The organism is Plantactinospora sonchi, assembly GCF_036422035.1.
In the GTDB taxonomy this organism is placed as follows: domain Bacteria; phylum Actinomycetota; class Actinomycetes; order Mycobacteriales; family Micromonosporaceae; genus Plantactinospora; species Plantactinospora sonchi.
On the sequence record NZ_JAZGQK010000025.1, the window covers coordinates 61,080 to 83,165 of the forward strand.

The following is a 22,086-nucleotide window of genomic DNA, read 5'->3' on the forward strand; positions in this document are numbered from 1 at the left end:
GGACCGTCAGGCGGCGATCGATCCGGACGTCGGATCGGCGGTCGGCCCGCTCGCCGCCGTCGCCAGCTGCTGGTTCTTGACCTTCTGCGCGTAGGTGTCGACGTACTCGCGTCCGGAGAGCTCCATCAGCTCGTACATGATCTCGTCGGTGATGGCCCGCTCCACGAACCGGTCGCCGGCCATCCCGGCGTAGCGGGAGAAGTCGAGGGGACGCCCGAACCGGATCTTCACCCGCTTGATCTTCGGGATCAGCTTGCCCGGTGGCTGGATCTCGTCGGCGTTGAGCATCACCACCGGGATGACCGGCGCCCCGCTCTCCAGGGCCAGCCGCGCCACCCCGGTCTTGCCCCGGTACAGCCGACCGTCCGGGGACCGGGTCCCCTCCGGGTAGATCCCGGCCAGGTTGCCCGCCCGCAGCACCGAGAGCTGGGTGTCCAGCGCCGCCTGGGCGGCCTGGCCACCGGAACGGTCCACCGGGATGGTGCCGGTGCCGACGAAGAACATCCGCACCAGGGCGCCCTTCAGCCCCCGGCCGGTGAAGTATTCGGCCTTCGCCACGAAGGTCACTTTTCGCTTGACCATCAGCGGCATGAAGATCGAGTCGGAGAACGACAGGTGGTTGCTGGCCAGGATCGCCGGCCCCGTGTCGGGTACGTTCTCCCTGCCCTCCACCTGCGGCCGGAAGATCAGCCTCAGCCAGGGCCCGAGGATGACGTACTTCATCAGCCCGTACAGCACCGGTGTCCTTCCCGAGCGTTCCGCAGGTCCCCACCTGCCCGGCGACCGCCCGGCACACACGCCGGTGACGCGGTCGCGCCCGGCCGACGGCCGTGGCGGGAACTGTCGGTCATGAGCCTACGAAGCGGTACGGCACGCCACAACGCACTCCCGGAACCAGTCCCCGCCGTGTCACGATTCATTGCACGGCATGTGGGGCAGCGGGCGGCAGGAGCGCCGTCGGGTGTCACGAGCCGGTAGGGAGGGTGTCGGAGTGACAGCGGGAGGGGCCCGTCGGGGACGACGGGACAACGGCCTGGAGGCGACGGAGTACGCGGTCGCCGGCGACGTGGACCCGCGTCTCGGCGAACACCTGCTCGACGTGCTCGCCGCCGGGGGGATCGCCGCCTACCTACAGCCGTCCGCCGACCTCAACCCGGTGACCCGTACCACAACGATGCCGCCCCGGCCCGTCGACCGGCTGTACGTCGACCGGAGCCACCTGGCGACCGCCCGGGACTACCTGACCCAGTTGACCGACGACGAGTCGCCGGGCCAGCCGCCGAACCAGCAGGTGCCGCCCGGTGCCGACCCGGACGTGGAGGCCGAGTGGGCCCGGATCGTCGCCGGCTACCACACCGAGGTCGCCGCTGACGCCCGCTCCTGGCCGGCGGTGGAGGACGTCGCCGAGCACGGGGCGACCGAGCCGGGCGGGGTGGCGACGTCGACGCGCCCGGGCCCGGACGCGCCGGTGCCGGCCGGCCCGGGCGGCCGACGGCTCCCGTCCGCCACCGACATCTCCGGCATCTCGGTCGGGCGCGACGAGCCGTCACTGCTCGACGGCCTCGACACCTTCGGCGCGGACCTGTCCGACGACGCCGAGGAGCGGTACGTCCCACCACCACCGCCCCCGCTGCCCCGGCCGTCCAAGTACGCCGTCATCGGGGTGCTGGCCATCGCCGCCGGCTTCGCGCTCTTCCTCTTTCCGGAAATGCTCCCGCTCGACCGGGGACTGACCACCCTGTTCGGCTTCGCCGGGATCCTCACCGGCTTCGTGACGCTGATCTGGCGACTCCGGCCAGGCGACGACGATGACGACGATCCGGACGACGGGGCGGTGGTCTGAGTCGGCCGGGGCTCGGAAATCGTTCCGGCGTTCTGACCCGTACCGCCCAGATCGCGAGATTCATCGCCCTGTGGTGCTCACGCGTAACCATCGCGTAATTTCGCATCAGTAGGAATACTGCTGTACGTCACCTTCCCCTCACGACTACCCGATCGCTCGTCATTCGCGGTGGTCGCCTCGCCCGGAACGAGGTGCCCGAATGCGACAGAGTTCCCTGGTGGTGGTGGCCAACCGGCTGCCGGTCGACGACAGCGTGGCGCCGGATGGTGCCTGCGAATGGCGTCGCAGCCCCGGCGGCCTGGTCAGCGCCCTTCACTCCCTCCTCCAACACACCCCGGCCACCTGGGTCGGCTGGGCCGGCGGCACCGGTCCGGCACCCAGCCTGGCCGACATCGACGGGGTACGGATGCACACCGTGCCCCTGGCCCAGGACGACGTCCGTGACCACTACGAGGGCTTCGCCAACTCGACCCTCTGGCCGCTCTACCACGACGCGGTGGAGCAGCCGGTCTACCACCGTCGCTGGTGGGAGGCGTACCAGCGGGTCAACCGGCGGTTCGCGGAGGCGGCGGCCGAGGCGGCCGAGCCCGGGGCGGTGGTCTGGGTCCAGGACTACCACCTGCAGCTCGTCCCCCGACTGCTCCGTACGCTCCGCCCCGACCTGCGGATCGGCTTCTTCATGCACGTGCCGTTCCCGCCGCCCGAACTGTTCATGCAACTGCCCCGCCGCGCCGAACTGCTGCTCGGCATGCTCGGCGCCGACCTGGTCGGCTTCCAGCGTCCGCAGGCGACGCACAACTTCGCACAGCTCGCCACCAAGGTGCTCGGCCTGCCCGCCACCGACCGACGGATCGCGGTCGAGGACCGGGTGGTCCGGATCGGCGCCTTCCCGGTCTCCATCGACATGTCGGAGATGGAGGCGCTGGCCGGACGCCCCGACGTGGTCCGGCGGGCCGCCCAGATCCGGCACGACCTCGGCGACCCGCAGCAGGTGATCCTCAGCGTGGACCGGATGGACTACACCAAGGGGATCGAGCAACGGCTCAAGGCCTACAGCGAGCTGCTCGTCACCGGGCACGTCAAGGTCCGGGACACCGTGATGGTCCAGGTGGCGGTGCCGAGCCGGGAACGGGTCGAGCAGTACCAGGTCCTGCGCGAACGGGTGGAACGTGAGGTCGGACGGATCAACGGCGAGTTCGGCAGGGTCGGCGAGCCGGCGATCCACTACCTGACCCAGCCGTTCGACCGGGCCGAACTCGCCGCCCTCTACCGGGCCGCCGACATCATGGCGGTGACCCCGCTGCGGGACGGCATGAACCTGGTCGCCAAGGAGTACGTGGCGGCCCGGGTGGACGACGGCGGCGCCCTGCTGCTCAGCGAGTTCGCCGGCACCGCGGCGGAGTTCGGCCAGGCGTTCCTGGTCAACCCGCACGATCTGGAAGGGCTCAAGTCGATCCTCATCCAGGCCCTGCAGGCCAGCGACGCCGACCTGACCGAGCGGATGCGGGCGATGCGGGACCATCTGCGGGTGTACGACATCCGGGCCTGGGCGCGCTCCTACCTCACCGCCCTGGACCAGAGCGGCTCCCTGGTCACCCAGCTGACCACGTGACGGGGAAGGGCCCCTCCCGGGTCGCCGGACGGAAGCCGGTGACCCGGAAGGGGCCCTTTGCTGACCGCCTGTTCAGCCTGGGCAGGAGAGCCGGGCCCGGCCGGGTCGCTCCGACGGCTATCCGACGAGGTCCTTGTCGAGCCAGTCCAGGATCGCGTCGATCGGCTCCCGCCACCGGGCGTCGAGCATCAGGTCGTGCCCCATCCCGGGGAAGAGCAGCGGCGCGGCCCCGTAGCGGCGGGCGGTGCGGGTCAGCTCCCCGGCTGGTACCACCCGGTCGTCCGGGCTGCCCAGCACCAGGATCGGCGGGGCGCCGACGGGCGGCTCCGGCTCCGGGTGGGCGAGCAACTGCCACTGCGCCCGGGACGACGCCCGACCGAGCCGTTGCGTGTAGCCGCGGGCCGTCGCGTCCGGGACCTCCCGGCTGAACAACTGGCGACGGTTCAGCCGCAGCGGGCCGCCGAAGACCGCCGGCAGGGTACCGCCCGGATTGCGGCGCACCGCCGCGCCGAGGGTGGACCAGCCGCCAAAGACCGGTGCGACCAGCACCCCGGCCCGGGCCGGGTAACGGGCCAACGCGTACGCCGTCACGAGCGCGCCGGCGCCGTGCCCCACCAGCACCGCCCGTCGGGGCAGGCTCGCCGCCACCTGGACCACGTCATGGGCGTACGCCCGCAGCGTCGCCTTCGGGGCCGGCCCGCTGCCGCCGTGCCCGCGCGGGCTGACCGCGTACGCCGGGAAGGCCCGCGACGCGGCGTGTTCGAGCCAGTTCTCCGCGAAGACCCAGGCGCCGTGCCCGAACCCCGGTACGAACAGCAGCGGCGGCTTGCCCTCGTCCGCCTCCGGGCTGGCGGAGAGCACCTCCCGACGTACCGCCGGCACCGGGCGGGTCCACTCCGGGGTGCGGATGAGCCGCATCCGTCCGCTCCGCGCGGTCACGCTGCCACCTCCAGCTCGCCCAACGTGCGCTGCAACGCGCGCAGATACTCGATGTGGCCGACCTCGAACCAGTGTCGGGTGCTCTCCTTGACCCGGGCGGAGTGCCACCGCTCGTTGCTGCCGGTGGCGACCTCGGCGGCGAAGGCCCGGGCCCGGTCCGGCGCGGTCTCGCGCAGGCGCAGCCATCGGGCGATCACCACCGACTGCCAGTGCACCAGGGTGAACAGGCCCGAGTCCGGCTGCAACAGGCCGGCGACGGCCAACGTCGGATGCCAGCGCGCGAAGGCGTTGAGGTGCAACGAGGGCCGCCCGGACGCGTCGGTCCCGAGGATCTCCGGGGCGAGGAACTCGAACTGCGGGAGGTAGCCGGTCGCCAGCACCACCAGATCGGGCTCGATCTCCTGCCCGTCGGTCAGCGTCACCCCGGCACGGTGGAACCGGGCCACCTCCGGCACCGGCGTGATCGCACCGTGCCCGATGTAGTGCACCAGCTGACTGTTCACCAGCGGGTGGGTCTCGAAGACCTTGTGGTCGGGGCGGGGCAGGCCGAACCGGGTCAGGTCCCCCACGGTCAGTTTCAACGTGCGGTGGAACAGCCACTGCCGCAGCCACAGCGGCAGCCGCAGCGCCGCCGTCGCGTGGTTGACCTGGTCGGCGGGACGCCCGAGGGAGTACTTCGGGACGTACCAGTAGCCGCGGCGGGTCGAGTGCCAGCACCGGGCGGCCTGCTGACCCGCCTCCACCGCGATGTCACAGCCGGTGTTGCCGGCGCCGACAACCAGCACCCGCTTGCCGCGCAACTGGGTGGCGTCCTTGTACGCCGAGGCGTGGACCACCTGGCCTCGGAACTCGTCCAGGCCCTCGTACGCCGGCATCTTCGGCGCCCAGTTGTGACCGTTGGCCACCACGACGGCGGCGTACCGGGAGGTGCGCTCGGCACCGTAGCCGCCGGTGCTGCGGGTGGTGACGTCCCACCGGTCGCCCTCGGCCGGTTCGACGCGGACCACCTCGGTGCCGAACCAGATGTGCGGGCGCAGGTCGAAGTGGTCGGCGTACCGCTCCAGATAGGACAGCAACTGGCTGTGGTGCGGGTAGTCCGGCCAGCTGTCCGGCATCGGGAAGTCGGGGAACTCGGTCAACGGCCGGGACGAGATGACGTGCGTGCTGGCGTAGACCGGACTGCGGTCGTGCCGCCAGTTCCAGGCACCGCCGACACCGGTCTCCCGCTCGTAGCAGTCGACGCCGAAGCCGTACTCCTTGAGGTTCTTGATGGCGGTGAGCCCGCTGGCTCCGGCGCCGATCACGCAGACCGTGCCGCCCCGGTCGTAGACCGGGCGCCCGTCCCGCCACAGGGTCGCGACCGGCTCGTGGCTCTCCTGCTCACTGAGGGTGGACACCGAGAGATCTCCTTTTGTCCGGCACGAGTGCCGACGTGCGGGGGGAATCCTCCCGGCTTCCGTCACCCTTTGTCCAGCCCGCCGCGCGCCGGTTTCTCGCCGCAGCGGCCGATCAGGCCGGCAGCAGCAGGTCGGCCAGGATCGGGAAGTGGTCACTGGCCCGGCGGGTCTGCACGGTGTCCAGCACGTCGTAGCCGAGCAGCTCGATCCGGGGGTCCACGAAGAGACCGTCGATCCGGTCCCGGGGTTGCGCGCAGGAGAAGGTGAACCGGTCCGCGCCGCCGGCCGCGAGCCCGGCGTCGGTGAGACCGTCCGCGACGGTACGCCACGCGGCGCCGCCGGAGTTCTCGTTCAGGTCCGCCCCGACCACCACCGGATGCCGGGCCGCCACCAGCTCCTCCTTGAAGAGCATCGCCTGGCCGGGGCGCTCCGTCGGGTCGGTGGAGAAGTGCGAGCCGGCGACCGTGAACCGGGTCGCCCCGATCGCGCAGTCGGCGAAGACGGCACCGCGCAGATGCCGGCCCGGTGTCAACGGATACTGCCGGTACCAGGTGTGGTGGACCCGGATCCGGAGACTGGTCAGCAGCAGGTTGCCCAGCGCCGGCAGACCACCGGCCGCGACCACCAGGCCGAACCGGTCGGCCAGGGCCGCACACTTGTGCCGCCACCGGAACCGCCGGGGTCCCTCCTGGACGATCACCACGTCCGGCGCGGCGCCGCGCACCGCCGCCGCCAACGCGTCCAGGTCGTCACGCTGGCCGTGCACGTTGTACGAGAGCACCCGCAGGCGTACTCCCCGCCCACCGGCCGCCCCGACCGCGTTCTCGTCGGCGGGGACAGCCGCACCCACGCTGCCGTCAGCGTCGGCGGACCGGCTCAGTGCCACGGGTCTTCTCCCTCGCTCCGACTTCCTAACGCCGTCGGGCCAGGTCGGCGGCACCGATCAGGCCGGCGGTGTTACCCATTTCGGCCGGCCGGATCTCCGCCACCGGAATCGTGGCCCGCGCCGCGAGCGCCTCGGTGAAGGCCCGTCGGGTCGGGCCCATCAGCAGTTCACCCGCCTCCACCACGCCGCCCCCGACGACCAGCACCTCCGGGTCGAGGATCTGCGCCATGTCGGCCAGGCCGATACCGAGCCAACGGCCGATCTGGGCGAACGCGGCACAGGAGACCGGATCGCCGGACCGGGCCGCCGCCGTCACCATCGGGCCGGTCACCGCCTCGACGTCACCGCCGGCCAGTTCGAGCAGGATGCCGGCCCGGGTGGGTTCCTGCCGGGCGCCCGCCCGGGCGAACCGGACCAGGGCGTTGCCGCTGGCGTACTGCTCGATGCAGCCGAGCCGGCCGCATCCGCAGAGGTGGCCGTCCGGGACCGAGAGCATGTGACCGAGCTCGGCCGCGATGCCGTGCGCGCCGCGCAGCAGCTCACCGCCGAGCACGATGCCACCGCCGACGCCGGTACCGATGGTGAAGAGCACCATCGAATTGTCGGCGTCCCGTCCGGCGCCGTACCGGAACTCGCCCCAGGCCGCCACGTTGGCGTCGTTCTCGACGATCACCGGCAGCCCCACGGCGGCGCTGACGTAGTCGCGCAGCGGCTCGTTGCGCCAGGCGATGTTGGGCGCGAAGAGCACCGTGGAGCGGGCCGCGTCGATCCAGCCGGCCGCCCCGATGCCCACCGCCGACACCTCGTGCTCGGCCGCCAACTCGGAGACCACCTCGACGATGACGTCCCGGGTCTTGGCAACGTCGTCGGCGGGGGTGTCGCGGCGCACCCGCGCCCGAACCTCGCCCGCCACGTCGACGACGCCGGCGGCCACCTTCGTACCCCCGACGTCGACTCCGATGGTCAGCGTCACCGCTGCCGCTCCCCTCTGCCGTACCGCTCCACGCGGTCGTTTCCCGCCACTGCCGCCGTACCCGCGGTCCGTCGGCACCGACGGCCCGCTCCGGCCGCCCGACGGGCGGCCCGGCGTCAGGCGCCGCTGTCCGACGTCCCCGGCTCCGCCGGTCGGGCGTCCACCGGCCCCTCGGGCGCCCGGGAGGCTGGCACCGACGGGCGCCGGCCGACCGGCCCTGCCGGCCCGACCTGGTCCACCGGTTCGGCTCCGGGAGCCGCCGGTCGCCCGCCCGGGTCGGAGAATTCCCCGGTCGCGGGTGGTGCACTCGCGGCCCGGGTCGCCGCCGCCCAGACATCCGACTCGACTGCCGGCCCCGAATCATGCCCCGTCCGGGTGGCCTCCCGCCACACCGAGTCGGCGTGACGTTGCGCCGACCCACCCGGGACGTCACGAACAACACGTGGCGCCGACGGTCGACTGTCCGGTTCGGTACCCGGTGCCTGATCCTCGGCGTCGGCCGGGGCCGGTCGGTCGGCCCCGCCCCGCTCGGCGCGGCCGGCCTCCGCTCCGGCACCGACCGGCCCGGCCGTCGGACCCTCGCCGGCGGCGGCACCGTACGCCCCGGCGTCGCCAGCGGCCGACCACCCGTCGCGGACGTCGCTGTCGGCCGACCGGCTGTCGTCGGCGGTGGTACGCGGACCGGCCGAGTTGGCCACTGCGGAGAACGCCCGTAGCAGGCTGGCCACCCCGGCGGCGAGGTCTCCGGCCCCGGTGGCCAGTCGTTCGACCAGTTCCGGACTCGGATCGCGGAGCACGGTGACCACCCGACAGACCGGACAGACACAGCATTCCGGTCCACCGGTGGCGAAACCGTGCCGGGTCGCTCCGTCACCGGCCGGCCCCGCCGTCTCCCGGACCGGGTCGTCGCCCGGGTGGGGCGCCTCACCGGCCGATCCCGTCGGCTGCCCGGCCACACCGCTGGTCGGCGGCGGCCCCGCCGGTTCGGTCGGGGGGTGCCCGGCCGGAGTACCGGTCGAGGACTGCCCCGCCGGAGTACCGGTCGAGGGCGGCTCGGCCGGAGTGCCGGTCGAAGGGGGCGCCACCTGGTCCAGGACGTCGGAGATCACCTGGCCGACCGTTCCGACCAGGTCACGCGCCCCGGCCCGGTACCGCATCCCGGACGCCGCCGTCTGGGCCATCGCGAGTGCGGCGGCGACCAGACGTTCGGCCTCCTCCCGCGCGGAACCCGGTTCGGGCGTACCGCCGGACGCACCGCCTGTTCTCATGATCGGCTCCTTACGCCGGAGGGGGCGCTGGACGGTGGGTCAAGACGCCGTGTCCAAGGTTTCCACCCGCCGCTTGAGCTGCGTCAACGCCGCATCCATGATCATCTTCTCGGCTTTCCGCCGGAACATTCCCAGCATGCCCACCGACAACTCGACCTCAAGCGTGTAGGTGACGGACGAGGTGCCGTCGCGATTGTCCGCGATGTCGTACGACCCGTTCTGCACCCGCTGCATCCGGGAGGGTTGCAGCAGGTGCCACTCGATCCGCGAGATGTCCTCGGCGTACTCGTACACCAGGGTGTACTCGTCGGTCATCACCCCGGCGTCGATCACGAACTGGACCTGGGCGGGGTAACCGTCCTCGTACTCCTCCACCACCTCGGCCCGCTTCACGGCCTCGGCCCACTCGGGATAACGCGCGAAGTCACAGATCACCGAGGTCACCCGGGCCGGCGGAGCGGCGATGACGATCGACTGGGTGGAGGAATCCGCCATGCCCGGCAGGCTACCTGGCACCGGCATGAGCCGGGCCGACCACCTCACCCCCGTTTCACCGGTCCAGCCACACGCCGTCCGCTCCCCCGGCCAGCCACGCCCCGACCGAGCCTCAGGCCAACCACTCCCCGCCCCCGGTCCCGCCCGAACCCCGGCCAGGCGCGCCCCGTCCGCTCCCCCGGCCAGCCACTCCCTGCCGACCCCTCGGGCCGACCGCCGACCGGCTGCGGCTCGGCCTGGCGAGGCGGACGGATCCGGCAGCCAGGTAGGTTGCGGAGGTAACCGGACCGGTCGGCCGTCGGCGGACCGGGTCGACACGAGCACGAGGGAGTGCAGGTGCGCGAGTTTTCGGTCCCGCCGGCTGTCACGATCGGCGACGCGGCCAACCTCACCGACCCGGTCTGGGACAACGCGGAGGAGATGCCGAACAGTGTGCAGTTCGTCCGACGCGCCACGGAGTCGGACGGCTCGGACGGCGGTTGGACCGAGGTCACCTGCCGCCAGTTCCGCGACGAGGTCCTCGCGCTGACCCGCGGCCTGATCGCGGCCGGCATCACCCCGGGTTCCCGGGTCGGGCTGATGAGCCGGACCCGGTACGAGTGGACCCTGATCGACTACGCCATCTGGGCGGCCGGCGGGGTGACGGTGCCGATCTACGACACGTCCAGTGCCGAGCAGGTGGCCTGGATCCTGGCCGACTCGGGCGCGGTCGCCTGCGTGGTGGAGACGAACGCGCACGCGCTGACCCTGTCCGGGGTCCGCGACCAGTTGCCGAGGCTGGAGCAGGTCTGGCAGATCGACGTCGACGGCATCGCCGACCTGGTCACGCTCGGCGAGCGGATCGATCCGACCGAGGTGGACCTGCGCCGCCGGGCGGTCCGGGCCGGCGACCTCGCCACGATCATCTACACCAGCGGCACCACCGGACGTCCCAAGGGCTGCGCCCTGACCCACCGGAACCTGCTCTCCGACATCTGCAACGCGATCCCGGTGCTGCCCAACCTCTTCAACGAGGGGGCGTCGACGCTGCTGTTCCTGCCCCTGGCCCACTCGTTCGCCCGGCTGATCCAGATCGGCACGGTCCGGGCCCGGGCCACCCTGGCCCACGCCCCCGACACCAGGAACCTGGTCAACGACCTGAAGGAAATCAAGCCCAGTTTTGTGCTCTCGGTGCCCCGGGTCTTCGAGAAGGTCTACACCGGGGCCGTGCAGAAGGCGAACGACGAGGGCAAGGGCAAGGTCTTCGCCGCCGCCGAACGGGTGGCGATCGCGTACAGCGAGGCTCTGGACAGCTCCTCCGGGCCGGGCCTGGGGCTGCGGCTGCGGCACCGGGTGTTCGACCGGCTGGTCTACCGCAAGCTCCGGGCCGCGCTCGGCGGCCGCTGCGAGAACGCGGTCTCCGGCGGGGCTCCGCTCGGCGCCCGGCTCGGCCACTTCTTCCGCGGCGTCGGGGTCCGGGTCTACGAGGGGTACGGCCTCACCGAGACCTCACCGGCGGTCGCGGTGAACCTCCCCAGCGCCACCCGGATCGGCACGGTGGGCCGACCGCTGCCCGGGGTGACCATCCGGATCGCCGACGACAACGAGATCCTGATCAAGGGCGACGTGGTCTTCCAGGGCTACTGGAACAACCCGAAGGCCACCGCCGAGGTGCTCACCACGGACGGCTGGTTCCACAGCGGCGACCTCGGCGAACTCGACGATGACGGATATCTGACCATCACCGGCCGGAAGAAGGAGATCATCGTCACGGCGAGTGGCAAGAACGTCGCGCCCGCCGTACTGGAGGACCGGATCCGGGCCCACCGGCTGGTCAGCCAGTGCATGGTGGTCGGCGACCGGCGCCCGTTCGTCGCCGCGCTGGTCACGCTCGACGAGGAGGCGCTGCCGGCCTGGCTGCGGGAACAGGGCCGGCCGGAGGACAGTCCGGTCGAACAACTGCGGAACGACCCGGAACTGCGTGCCGAGATCCAGAAGGCGGTGGATGAGGCCAACCGGGCGGTCAGTCGGGCCGAAGCGGTCAAGCAGTTCCGGATCCTGCCCCGGGACTTCACCGAGGCGAGCGGCGAACTCACCCCGTCGCTCAAGGTCAAGCGGAACATCGTCGCGAAAACCTACTCGGCGGACATCGCCGAGATATACGGCGACTGACTACGATCCGTCAGGTGCCCGCCTCGACCTCCGGTCCACCACACCCGCACCCGCTCGCGACGGCGGCGCGCCTCGTCATGCTCGCCCTCGTCGCGGTCCTCACGCTGATCGCCACCCGGGATCCGGGACAGCTCCGCTGGGTCGCCCTGCTCGCGTTCGCCGGCATCCCCGCGGTGATCGCCCCCAAGCACCGCGTACTCGCGCCGCTCGGCAGGTTCGCCGAGGTGGTGCTCGTCGGACTGGCCGCCGCCCAGGTCGCCGCCTCCGCGACCATCAACGGCCCGATGCCCGGACTGGGCGCCTCGGCGATCCTGCCCTACCTCGCGGTGCCGCTCACCGCCGCCGCGCTGCAGCGTCGGTCCCGGGAGGGCGTCGCGCTGGCCGTGGTGGCCGCGGCCACCCTCGCGGTCGGCGGGGCGTTGGCCACCGGGGACGGCGGTCGGCAGATCGGCCAGCCCGGCTACCTCGCGGCGGCGGCCCAGTGGTTGATCCTCGCCGGACTCGGGCTCTCCGCGGCGGGCACGCTGCAACGCATCCTGCAGGCCCGTGGCGAGACCCGGCCGCAGCCGTACGCCGAGGCGACCCGGTTGCTGACCCAGCTGCGCAGCGTCGCCCGACAGCTGCCCGGGGCGACCCTCGATCCGGGCGGCATCTCGGAGCACCTGCTGGAGGAGCTGCGCGGCGTGGTCCGGGCGGACCGGGCAGCCGTTCTCTCCGCCAGCGGCGGGGGCCGGCTGGTGGTCCTCGCCCAGGTCGGCGTGGACCGGGTCGACTGGGAGACGACGCTGGACGCGGACTCGGCGATCGCCGACGCCTGGGCGAGCCAGCAACCGCAGACCGCCAACCGCTCGCAGGCCCGGTCACACCGGGGTGGCGAGGTGTCCTCGCTGGTCGTACCGCTGGTCGCCGGGGTACGCACGGTCGGCCTGGTGACCCTGGAGGCGGACGTCGCCAACGCGTACCCGTCCCCGGCGGTGGCCCAGGTGACCGCGTTGACCGGGCCGGCGGCGCTGCGGCTGGAGGCGGCGCTGCTCTTCGACGAGGTCCGCTCGCTGGCCACCAACGAGGAGCGGCAGCGGCTGGCCCGGGAGATCCACGACGGCGTCGCCCAGGAACTGGTGATGGTCGGGTACGGCATCGACAACGCGATGGCCACCCTGCCGGACGGGGCGCAGGAGACCGCCGAGGAGTTGCGGGCGCTGCGGGCCGAGGTGACCCGGGTCATCACCGAGCTGCGACTCAGCCTGTTCGAGCTGCGTAGCGAGGTGGACCGGCACGGTGGGCTCGCCGCCGCCATCGCCGAGTACGCCCGTACCGTCGGCGCCTCCGCCGGGCTGCGGGTGCACTACACGCTCGACGAGTCGACGGCCCGGCTGCCGGCCGCCACCGAGGCGGAGTTGCTCCGGATCGCCCAGGAGGCGATCACGAACGCCCGCAAGCACGCCGGGGCCGCGAATCTCTGGGTGAGCTGTGCCGTGGATCCCCCATTCGCCCAGATTGAAGTGTCGGATGATGGTCAGGGCATCGCTGACCAGCGCCCTGATGGCAGGTACGGTCTTGCGATCATGGCGGAGAGGGCGGAACGTATCCGGGGCCGGCTAGAGATCAGTCCGCGACACCCCAGCGGCACGACGGTGGCAGTGGTGCTCGGAACCTCGCCCCGGCGCGATAGCGTGCGCGATAGCGTCACCGCATCAGAAGGGGAGTAACCCGAGCATGACCACCAGCCCCATGCCGACCACTCGGACCAAGGTCCTGCTCGTCGACGATCATGACCTGATCCGCAAGGGACTGCGGCACGCGTTTGAGCGGGACCGGCAGTTCGAGGTCGTCGGCGAGGCCGCCACCGCCGCGGAGGGGGTCCGACAGGCCGGCGCGCTACAGCCCGACGTCGTGATCATGGACCTCCGCCTTCCCGACGGCAGCGGGCTCGAAGCCACCCGCGCACTCCGCAAGTCCAGCGCCACCATGGGCATCGTGGTGCTGACCATGTACGCGGGCGACGACCAGCTTTTCGGCGCCCTCGAAGCCGGCGCGAGCGCCTTCGTACCGAAGACCGCCCCCGCCGACGAGGTGGTGGCCGCCGCCCGGCACGCCGCCTCCTCACCGAGCGCCTTCACCGCCGCCGACCTCGCCGAGGCGATGAAGCGCCGGTTGGCCCCGTCCGGCCCGCAGTTGTCCCCCCGGGAGGGGCAGGTGCTGCGCCTGCTCGCCGACGGCATGAGTGTCGCCGGCATCGCGAAGCAGCTGTTCGTCAGCGAGTCGACGGCCAAGACGCACATCTCGAAGCTCTACGAGAAGCTCGGCGCCGCGAACCGGGCCCAGGCGCTGATGACCGCGCTCCGGCTCGGTCTGCTCGAAGCGCCGGACGCGCCCAAGTTCTGACCCGCCCGACAACGGGGCTGTTGGCGGGTCACACCGCCGACAGCCCCCGTGGCCGGGGCACGGGCCATCGCCGGCCGGCTCCCGCCCGGCGGTGACCGGCCTGCGAGGTCACACCGGCCCCCGCCTGGTCGCGAAAGTGGCCACGACCGTCGGTGCGCAGAGGGCGCGGGCCTGACAGTTGTCGGCTCAGGGCGCCGGGTTGGCGACCCGGGCCGGCACCGGGCGACCGGTCAGTCGCCGGAACGCCAGGTAGGTCTCGCAGCCCAGGCAGAGCCCGAAGGCCGCGTTGAGGAAGGCCGCCGCCAGGGCCAGGCAGCTCATGACCAGGCCGAGTACCTGGGCGCCGGCCAGGTAACCGGCGGCGCCGACCAGCAGGAACAACAGCCCGACCACCTGGGAGAACCGGACCGGCGCCGCCGGCTCCAGTTCCGTGGGGCGGGCCAGTCGGGGCGCGACCAGAAACCTGAAGATCAGGGCGTACGGGTTCCAGCGTGGGTCCACGGCGGCCACGCCGAACACGGCCGCCTGGGCCAGGGCCAACCAGCCGGAGCCGGTGAGCAGGACAACGACCATGACAAGCGCGGTGAGCGCCGCGGCGAAACGCGGGGCACGGGGATCGAGCAACATGTGCACCTCGGGGGCAGGAGGACGGGCTCGGTCGGATCGGGTGAGCGTGGAACTGTCGACGCGGACGTCGGCGTGTGACGAGTCATGGTGCTGCTTCGGAGCTGTTCCGGCGCACGAGCGGTAAGCGTGCCGCGCCGCCGGGGAGCGGTCATGGCGGGCCGTGCGTGCCGCCGCCTGGCGAGGTGGTCATGGTGCGGTGTTGTCGAGCAGCGGCGCGACGGTGGCGATCACCTGGGCCTTGCTCGGCACTCCGGCGGCACGCCGGACCACCCGCCCCTCGGAGTCGATCACCAACACGGTCGGGGTGCGCCAGATCCCGAGCGTCCGGACGGCGGCCAGCTCGCTCTCCGCGTCGACCTCGACATGACGTACGCCGTCGAGCAGTGCCACCACGTCGGTGAGCACCCGGCGGGTGGTACGGCACGGGGCGCAGAACGCCGACGAGAACTGGAGCAGCGTGGCGGGGGTGCCCAGCCGTACGCCGAGCGCGGTGAGCGTGGCACGTAGGTCGGGATCGTCCGGGGTGTCGGAGACGTCCCCTCGCTGGTCCGACGTCCCTCCGGCAGGCCCGCCGGACGGAACACCGGCGGTACCCGACTCGCTGCCGGTCGTACCGGAATCGGTGCCGGCGGTACCGGCTGGGATTCCGGCGGTACCGGGGAAGGTGGGTGCGGGTGTCACGGGTCGGAGCACGCCGTCCCGTCGGCGATGCCACAGTCCGAGCCCGGTGGCGACCAACAGCGTGGTCACCACCGCGAGCGATCCTGTGAACGCCGCATCCCGCACCAGGACAGAGTGCCACGCCCGATCATCGATATCCATGGTTCGGCGCCGCGCCGGTGGGCAAGCCCACCTCCGGTGGGTGACACGTCACACCCGACCGTGCCGCGACCGCCCTCCAACGCCCGCCCGAGGGCCGTCCCGGTACCGGAGAGGTCCACTCAGCCGGCGAGCAGCTCGGTCATCCGCTGCGCCTGCTTCTCCCAGCGCCATTCCCGTTCCACCCAGGCCCGTCCGGCCGCGCCCATCCGCCGGGCCAGTTCCGGGTCGGCGAGCAGGGTCGCCACCCGGTCGGCGAGCTGGCGGCCGTCCCGGCCGTTGACGACGTACCCGGTCTCACCCTCGCGAACCGCGTCCGGCGCGCCGCCGGAGTCGCCGGCGACCACGGGCAAGCCGGTCGCGGACGCCTCCAGGTAGACGATCCCCAGTCCTTCGACGTCCAGGCCCCGGTTGCGGGTCCGGCACGGCATGGCGTAGACGTCACCGGCCGCGTAGTGCGCGGGCAGTTCGGCGGTCGGCACGCTGCCGGTGAAGACCACGTCGTCGGCGACCCCGACCCGTCGGGCGAGCTTCTCCAACGCGCCCCGGTACGGGCCGCCGCCGACCACCAGCAGGGCCGCTCCCGGCACCCGACGCCGGATCTCGGGCAGCGCACGGATCAGCGCGTCCTGTCCCTTGCGCGGCACCAGCCGGGAGACGCAGACCACGACCGGCCGGTCGGACAGCCGGTGCCGGGCGCGGACCTCGGCCCCGTCGACGTCCAGGCGGTAGACGTCGACGTCCACCCCGGGGGCGAGCCGACGCAGTTCGGTGCGGCCGTCCAGCACCCGGGCCAGCCGTACCCGGGTGTACTCGCCGAGGTAGGTGGTGACGTCGACGCCGTCACCGATGCGGCGCAACGCGGACCGCGCACCCGGCAGTGCCGCCCAGCCGACCTCGTGCCCGTGGGTCTGGGCCACCGCCCGTCGTATCCCGGCGCGGCGGCGCAGCCCGGTGGCGAGCAGCCCGAGCGGCGCGGCGGCGCCGAACCAGACGGTGTCGCAGTCGTAGCTCCGGGCCAACTCGGCGGCCCGGCGGGCGACGTGCGGGGTCGGCAGCAGCACGCCGGTCGGCTCGCGGACCACCTCGAACGGCTGGTCGGCGTCGAACTTGTCGGCCCCCCGCCAGGTCGAGGCGTAGACCACCACCGAGCCGGGCGGCTGCCGGACCGCGAGGCCGTGCACGAAGGACTGGATCCCGCCGGGTCGCGGGGGGAAGTCGTTGGTGACGAGCAGGGTCCTGGTCAACCGCCGGCTCCTCGGGCGTACGCGCGGGCCGCGGCCATGCGCTCCACTGTGGACGGGTGGCTCGCCGAGTAGAGGTACACCCAGCGGGGTGGATCGGGGTCGGCCAGGTTGACGCTGGACAACCGGCGCTGCATCGCCTCGAAGGCGGCCGGGTCACCGGTCAACACCATCGCGTGCCGGTCGGCCCGGGCCTCGACCTGTCGGGAGACCCATGCCTGGGCCGGCGCGGCCAGCACACCGGCCAGCGTCACCAGCGCGACCAGCAGCGGAAACGCGGTCGGTTCGGCGACCGAGCCGACCCCGGCCGCTCGCAGCAGTGCCCCCGACGAGCCGAGCAGGTAGAGCGCCACCACCGCGGCGGCGGCGCCGAGCGCGCCGGTCAGGGTGCCGGTCAGCACGTCCCGGTCCTTCGCGTGCCCCAACTCGTGCGCGACCACGCTGGCCACCTCCTCCGGCGGCGCCTCGCGCAACAGGGTGTCGTAGACGACGATCCGCCGGGTCGGACCGAACCCGGAGACGTACGCGTTGACCGCCCGGGTACGCCGCGAGGCGTCGGCGACCAGCACGTCCTTCACCGGTACGCCGTCGGTCTCGGCGAGCGCCATCAGCTCGGTGCGCAGCGCCCCCGGCTCCATCGGGGTGAACCGGTTGAAGATCGGCTCCACCAGCACCGGCAGTACGAAGGAGAGCAGCGTCACCAGGCCCGCGGCGCCGACCGCGCCGACCGCCCACCACCACCGGGGGGCGAACCGGGTCACCGCGTAGAAGCCGAGCAGGGCCACCGCGCCGATCACCGCGCTGACCGCGTACGACTTGAGCAGGTCGACAGTCCAGCCGCCCCAGCCCTGGGTGGAGAGGCCGTACCGGGCCACGACCGCGTGCCGCCAGGCGGCGAACGGCAGTGTCAGCAGGTCCGCCACCAGCACCACGGCCAGCCCGCCGAGCACCGCCTGGGCGATCCAGTTGTCGCCGAACGGACGCCCGACCAGGGAGACGAGCTTCGCGCCGAGCGGGGTCAGACCGAGCAGGACCGCCACGAGCAGCCCGACCAGCATCCCGCCGTACGTCCCCGGACGGAGTTCGGCGTGGAAGGCGCGACCCCGGGTCACCTCCGCCGGACGCAGATCGTCCAGGGCGGCCAGTTGGTCCGATCGGGGTGCGGGTGGACGGTGCCACGGCACCAGCGCCAGAGTCACGGCCACGAGCAGGACGACAAGGCCGGCGAGCGTCACGGCCGCCCAGGTGCGCGGTGTCATCGGCGGATCCGGGTGAGATGCCCGGACGACTCCGGACGGACGGCGACGCCCCGTTGCCGCTCGGTCATCGCCTCAGCCCTTCCGTCCGCCCTCAGCGCGCGGCCATCCTACGTCGCGCCGACGCTCGCGAAGGACATTAGCGCCCCGCCGGGTGCGGGGTTCGCGGCTCCCGGCTGAGTGGGCTAGGCGACCCGCCGACGTCGCCGACGGTTGGCGGCGAGGCGCAGTGGCGGGGGCGGCGGAACCTCCAGCACCTCCACGTCAAACCCGGCCCGGGCGAAGACCTCGATCGCGTACTGCTCCTCGGCGGTGAGGTTGCCCTGGTCGGGCGGCCGGTCCAGCAGGGCGCTCACCAGGCAGTCGGAGCAGGGCGCACCCGGCCGGGGGCAGTTGTCGCAGTCGATGAGCATCGGTCCCCTCCTCAGCGGGTGATCCGGCCGCCCACTGTTCTTGTCGCAGGCCGGCCACCATCGGTTACATCGACGCTAGGACAGGGGTACGACAAGAACCAGCCCAGGTGGTTAAGAAGGGGCCCTTCCTCTACCAAAAGCGATAAGAAGGGGCCCTTCCTTGCACCCTCAGGCCCGGGCGAGGCGGCGGAGCAGGGAGTCCGCCCCGAGCGGGTACGCGCCGTGCCGTCGTACCCCGTCGGCGACCTCACGGTCGGACGAGACCACCACGATCGGGCGCCCCGGGGGCTCGGCCCGGACCAGCCGGCGGATCAGGTCGTCTGCGGTCTCCCCCTTGCGGGAGAAGAGCACCCGTACACCGCGCGGCGCGGGCGGCAGTCCGTGCATCCGCTCGGCACCGTCGAAGACGACGGTGACCTCGTCGCCGGTCTGCGCCGCGATCCCGCCCAGCCCGGTGATCAGCCGTTTGCGCTGCTGCTCCAGTGACATCTCGCCGAACCCGCGCTTGGTGACGTTGTAGCCGTCCACGATCAGGTGCGCCCGGGGCAGCGCCAGCAGCTGGTCGAGCCGGGCCGGGTCGTCGGTGCCCAGTCCGCGGGCCGAGTCAGCCGCCGTCGGATTGTCGGCGAAGGCCTCGGCGACGTAGTCGGCCGGAAGCCGGTCGGCGGGGTCGAGGGCCAGTTCCCGACGCAGCCCCACGGCGGCCCGTCCGATCGTCTCCAGCAGCAGCCAGAGCCGGGCGTCGTCGACCGACCGTGCCTCCTTGGCGGTCTGCCGGACCGCTCCGGCGGCCGCCTCGGCCTCGGCCAGCCGGGCCCGCGTCCGACGCAGTTCCGCCTCGTGGTCGGCGGCGGCCCGGCTGGCCCGACCCTTCTCGGTGGCCAGCAACTCGCTGGCCCGACGTTCCCTCGCCTGGGTCTCCCGCAGCGACCGGCCCAGCACCCGGACCTCTTCCCGCAGTTGACCGAGTTCCTCGCGGAGCCGGGCGACCTCGTCCCGGAGTTTGTCCGCCTCGACCTTGGCCACCGCCCGGTCGTGTTCGGCACGGGCGGCCCGCTGTTCGGCCTCCCGGACCAGCTCGGCCACGGCCGCGCTGTCCACCTCGGCCCGGACCGCCGCTCCGGCGTCCTCGACCAGGGCGCGCCAGCCGGTCGGCCGGGCCAGGTAGGCGAGTGCCGCGACCTCCACCGGGTCGGCGGCGGCCGGGCTGGCGCCCGAGACGACCGCCGCGCCCAGGGCACCGGCGTCGGCGAGCACCCGGCTGGCCACGCGCTGCCGGAACAGCGGATCGCCGGCCAGCTGGGTGGCGATCGGCGCCCCGCCCAGCCGGGCCCGCCGGTTCGGCGCGAACTTGGCGACCCGGCGGAGCGGGGCCGGCAGTTCGTCGCCGGGCAGCGTGGGCAGCACCGCCGCCGCCACGCTGATGATCCGTTGCCGGACCGGTTCCGGCAGGGTGGGTTCCGGCTCCGCCGCCTCGCCCGGCCCCACCGCGTCGCCCGCTTCCACGGCATCGCCCGGTTCCATGGCGTCGCCCGGTTCCATCGCGTCGGCGGACTCCGTGGGTTCAGCCAGGTCGCGGCCCAGCTCCGGGACCTCGCCGACCACGTCCGAGTCCGGTTCCAAGAACTCGCCGGTCGCGTCCGAGTCCGGTTCCAAGAACTCGCCGGTCGCGTCCGACCCCGCCTCGGGGGCGGCCACGGTCAGGTCCGGGCCGGTCCGGGCCGGGAGGCCGGGCTCCTCCTCCGGTCGGAGCGTGCCGGGCTCCGACTCCCGGTCACCCGCCTCGGCGCGCGTGGACTCCGCCGCCCCGTCGGGGAGGCGGTCGTCGAACGATTCGGCGCGAGGCATGCCGCCAGTCTCCCACCGACTCCCCACCCACCGCCCTTCACCTCAGATGATCTCTTCACGTTTGCCGCTGTGACAGCCGGGGCCCGGGTGGCCGGAGTGTCGTACGTGCCGCTTAACCTGCCCGCCGTGGTGCAACCCCGATACGTGCAGGGCACGCTGGACGGCCTGTCGGACGGCGACCCGTCCACGGGCGACCGGCCCGGTGACGCCCTGTCACTGCACGACACCACATTCGTGGTGCTGGACCTGGAGACGACCGGAGGCGCCCCGGACGGCGGCGGCATCACCGAGATCGGCGCGGTGAAGGTCCGGGGCGGCGAGCAGCTCGGCGTACTGGCGACCCTGGTCAACCCGGGGGAACCCGTCCCGCCGTTCATCACCGTGCTGACCGGGATCACCCAGGCGATGCTGGCGCCCGCCCCGCCGATCGAACAGGTGCTCCCGAGCCTCCTCGAGTTCCTCCGTGGCGCCGTACTGGTCGCCCACAACGCGCCGTACGACGTCGGGTTCCTCAAGGCGGCCTGCGCCCGGCACGGGTACGTCTGGCCCAACCCCCGGGTGCTGGACACCGCCGCGCTGGCCCGCCGGGTGCTCACCCGGGACGAGGTGCCCAACCGCAAGCTCGGCACCCTGGCCGCCTACTTCCGTACCCCGAACCAGCCGAACCACCGGGCGCTGGACGACGCCAAGGCGACGGTGGACGTGCTGCACGGGTTGATCGCCCGGCTCGGCGGACACCGGGTGGAGACGCTGGGTGACGCGATCGAGTTCGCCCGCGCGGTCACCCCGACCCAGCGACGCAAACGGCACCTGGCGGACGGGCTGCCCCGGGTGCCCGGGGTCTACATCTTCCGGGCCGCCGACGACCGGCCGCTCTACGTGGGCACCTCCGGCGACATCGCCACCCGGGTCCGCAGCTACTTCACCGCCGCCGAGAAACGGGCCCGGATCTCGGAGATGCTGGCCGCCGCAGAGCGGGTGGAGGCGATCGAGTGCGCCCATCCGCTGGAGGCCGAGGTACGCGAGCTGCGGCTGATCGGGGCGCACGCACCGCCGTACAACCGCCGGTCGAAGTTTCCGGAGCGGGTGCTGTGGTTGAAGCTGACCGTGGAGCCGTACCCACGGTTGTCGGTGGTCCGCAACCTCGGGCCGGACGACGAGGCGTACCTGGGCCCGTTCAACTCCCGCCGGGCGGCGGAACTCGCCGCCGCCGCGGTGCACGACGCGGTGCCGCTGCGACAGTGCACACACCGGCTCTCGGTCCGGAACACCACGCCGGCCTGTGCCCTGGCCGAGTTGGGCCGCTGCCCGGCCCCCTGCGAGCACCGGATCTCGGTCACCGACTACGAACAACGCGCGGTCACACCGGTCCGGACCGCCATGGTGGACGATCCACAGGTGCTGGTCGACGCGCTGCTCGGCCGGATCGAGGCGCTGAGCGGGGACCACCGGTACGAGGAGGCGGCGGTGGTCCGGGGTCGGCTGGTCGCGGTGCTGCGGGCCACGGTGCGGATGCAGCGCCTGGTCGGGCTGACCCGGATCGCCGAGCTGGCCGCCGCCCGGCGGACCACCGACGGCGGCTGGGAGATCGCCGTGGTCCGGCACGGCAGGCTCGCCGGCGCCGCCACCGCCGCGCCCGGCGTACCGCCCCGGCCGGTCCTCGACCTGGTCCGGGCCACCGCCGAGACGGTGCTGCCGGGGCACGGACCGGTCCCGAACGCCTCGGCCGAGGAGTCGGAACGGATCCTGTCCTGGTTGGAACGACCCGACACGCGGTTGGTCGACACCTCCACCGGTTGGTCCTCTCCGGCCAGAGGCGCGGAGAGGTTCCGTGACCTGCTCGCCCGGGCCGAGGCGGCGTCGTCCGCCCAACTCCCGACCAAACGCACATGAGCAAGTGACCGATCGGACGACCTTCGCTCCCTTAGGC

Annotated in this window: 19 protein-coding genes; 6 read left to right on the forward strand and 13 right to left on the reverse strand. The window is 72.9% G+C overall.

Features of this window, described 5'->3' with window-relative positions:
* Positions 1 to 6: 6 nt before the first annotated feature.
* Positions 7 to 738, reverse strand: a complete 732-nt coding sequence (locus tag V1633_RS26760) for a lysophospholipid acyltransferase family protein (RefSeq protein ID WP_331215671.1) — start codon at positions 736 to 738, stop codon at positions 7 to 9.
* A gap of 253 nt (positions 739 to 991) precedes the next feature.
* Here V1633_RS26760 and V1633_RS26765 point away from each other — a divergent pair, with 253 nt between their 5' ends.
* Positions 992 to 1,843 carry a DUF308 domain-containing protein gene (locus V1633_RS26765; RefSeq protein ID WP_331215670.1) on the forward strand — a complete coding sequence of 284 codons (852 nt, stop codon included), beginning with the start codon at positions 992 to 994 and terminating at the stop codon, positions 1,841 to 1,843.
* A gap of 199 nt (positions 1,844 to 2,042) precedes the next feature.
* A complete protein-coding gene (locus V1633_RS26770; protein ID WP_331215669.1) occupies positions 2,043 to 3,455 on the forward strand; it encodes an alpha,alpha-trehalose-phosphate synthase (UDP-forming) in 1,413 nt (470 codons plus the stop codon).
* A 117-nt stretch (positions 3,456 to 3,572) separates the two neighbouring features.
* Here the strand turns inward: V1633_RS26770 and V1633_RS26775 are convergent, their stop codons facing one another.
* The 6 genes from V1633_RS26775 to V1633_RS26800 all read right to left on the reverse strand — a co-directional run bounded on the left by V1633_RS26775 (position 3,573) and on the right by V1633_RS26800 (position 9,413).
* On the reverse strand, positions 3,573 to 4,373 hold the full coding sequence (locus V1633_RS26775) for an alpha/beta hydrolase (RefSeq protein WP_331215908.1): 801 nt from the start codon (positions 4,371 to 4,373) through the stop codon (positions 3,573 to 3,575).
* Positions 4,374 to 4,390: 17 nt separating this feature from the next.
* Entirely contained in the window at positions 4,391 to 5,791 is a 1,401-nt protein-coding gene (locus V1633_RS26780) for a flavin-containing monooxygenase (RefSeq protein WP_331215668.1), read from the reverse strand.
* A gap of 112 nt (positions 5,792 to 5,903) precedes the next feature.
* The gene (locus V1633_RS26785) at positions 5,904 to 6,578 is read right to left on the reverse strand and encodes an endonuclease/exonuclease/phosphatase family protein (RefSeq protein WP_407952062.1); all 675 of its coding nucleotides are present in this window, start codon (positions 6,576 to 6,578) and stop codon (positions 5,904 to 5,906) included.
* A gap of 124 nt (positions 6,579 to 6,702) precedes the next feature.
* The gene (locus tag V1633_RS26790) at positions 6,703 to 7,650 is read right to left on the reverse strand and encodes an ROK family glucokinase (RefSeq protein WP_331215667.1); all 948 of its coding nucleotides are present in this window, start codon (positions 7,648 to 7,650) and stop codon (positions 6,703 to 6,705) included.
* 116 nt (positions 7,651 to 7,766) lie between these two features.
* Positions 7,767 to 8,918: a hypothetical protein gene (locus V1633_RS26795; RefSeq protein WP_331215666.1), complete on the reverse strand. Its 1,152-nt coding sequence runs from the start codon at positions 8,916 to 8,918 to the stop codon at positions 7,767 to 7,769.
* A gap of 39 nt (positions 8,919 to 8,957) precedes the next feature.
* Positions 8,958 to 9,413, reverse strand: a complete 456-nt coding sequence (locus V1633_RS26800; RefSeq protein WP_331215665.1) for an SRPBCC family protein — start codon at positions 9,411 to 9,413, stop codon at positions 8,958 to 8,960.
* Between the two features lie 336 nt (positions 9,414 to 9,749).
* On the opposite strand from V1633_RS26800, the gene V1633_RS26805 reads away from it, so the two are divergent.
* From V1633_RS26805 to V1633_RS26815, 3 genes are read left to right on the forward strand one after another with little or no spacing between them, the layout of a single operon-like run.
* Entirely contained in the window at positions 9,750 to 11,564 is a 1,815-nt protein-coding gene (locus V1633_RS26805) for an AMP-dependent synthetase/ligase (protein ID WP_331215664.1), read from the forward strand.
* 14 nt (positions 11,565 to 11,578) lie between these two features.
* Positions 11,579 to 13,273 carry a sensor histidine kinase gene (locus V1633_RS26810; RefSeq protein WP_331215663.1) on the forward strand — a complete coding sequence of 565 codons (1,695 nt, stop codon included), beginning with the start codon at positions 11,579 to 11,581 and terminating at the stop codon, positions 13,271 to 13,273.
* A gap of 7 nt (positions 13,274 to 13,280) precedes the next feature.
* Positions 13,281 to 13,949 (forward strand): response regulator transcription factor, encoded by a 669-nt coding sequence (locus V1633_RS26815; RefSeq protein WP_091557164.1) that lies wholly within the window; start codon positions 13,281 to 13,283, stop codon positions 13,947 to 13,949.
* 186 nt (positions 13,950 to 14,135) lie between these two features.
* On the opposite strand, the gene V1633_RS26820 is transcribed toward V1633_RS26815, so the two are convergent.
* From V1633_RS26820 to V1633_RS26845, 6 genes are all read right to left on the reverse strand, one after another.
* Positions 14,136 to 14,576 (reverse strand): DUF4395 domain-containing protein, encoded by a 441-nt coding sequence (locus V1633_RS26820; RefSeq protein WP_331215662.1) that lies wholly within the window; start codon positions 14,574 to 14,576, stop codon positions 14,136 to 14,138.
* A gap of 186 nt (positions 14,577 to 14,762) precedes the next feature.
* On the reverse strand, positions 14,763 to 15,326 hold the full coding sequence (locus V1633_RS26825; protein WP_331215661.1) for a TlpA family protein disulfide reductase: 564 nt from the start codon (positions 15,324 to 15,326) through the stop codon (positions 14,763 to 14,765).
* 191 nt (positions 15,327 to 15,517) lie between these two features.
* Entirely contained in the window at positions 15,518 to 16,642 is a 1,125-nt protein-coding gene (locus tag V1633_RS26830; protein WP_331215660.1) for a glycosyltransferase family 4 protein, read from the reverse strand.
* The gene (locus V1633_RS26835) at positions 16,639 to 17,898 is read right to left on the reverse strand and encodes a M48 family metallopeptidase (protein ID WP_331215659.1); all 1,260 of its coding nucleotides are present in this window, start codon (positions 17,896 to 17,898) and stop codon (positions 16,639 to 16,641) included. The genes V1633_RS26830 and V1633_RS26835 overlap by 4 nt, the downstream gene beginning before the upstream one ends.
* Positions 17,899 to 18,080: 182 nt before the next feature.
* Positions 18,081 to 18,308, reverse strand: a complete 228-nt coding sequence (locus V1633_RS26840; RefSeq protein WP_331215658.1) for a hypothetical protein — start codon at positions 18,306 to 18,308, stop codon at positions 18,081 to 18,083.
* A gap of 168 nt (positions 18,309 to 18,476) precedes the next feature.
* Entirely contained in the window at positions 18,477 to 20,156 is a 1,680-nt protein-coding gene (locus tag V1633_RS26845; RefSeq protein ID WP_407952053.1) for an NYN domain-containing protein, read from the reverse strand.
* A gap of 126 nt (positions 20,157 to 20,282) precedes the next feature.
* Here V1633_RS26845 and V1633_RS26850 point away from each other — a divergent pair, with 126 nt between their 5' ends.
* Positions 20,283 to 22,049, forward strand: coding sequence for a DEDD exonuclease domain-containing protein (locus tag V1633_RS26850; protein WP_331215657.1), 1,767 nt, complete (start codon positions 20,283 to 20,285; stop codon positions 22,047 to 22,049).
* Positions 22,050 to 22,086: the final 37 nt, after the last annotated feature.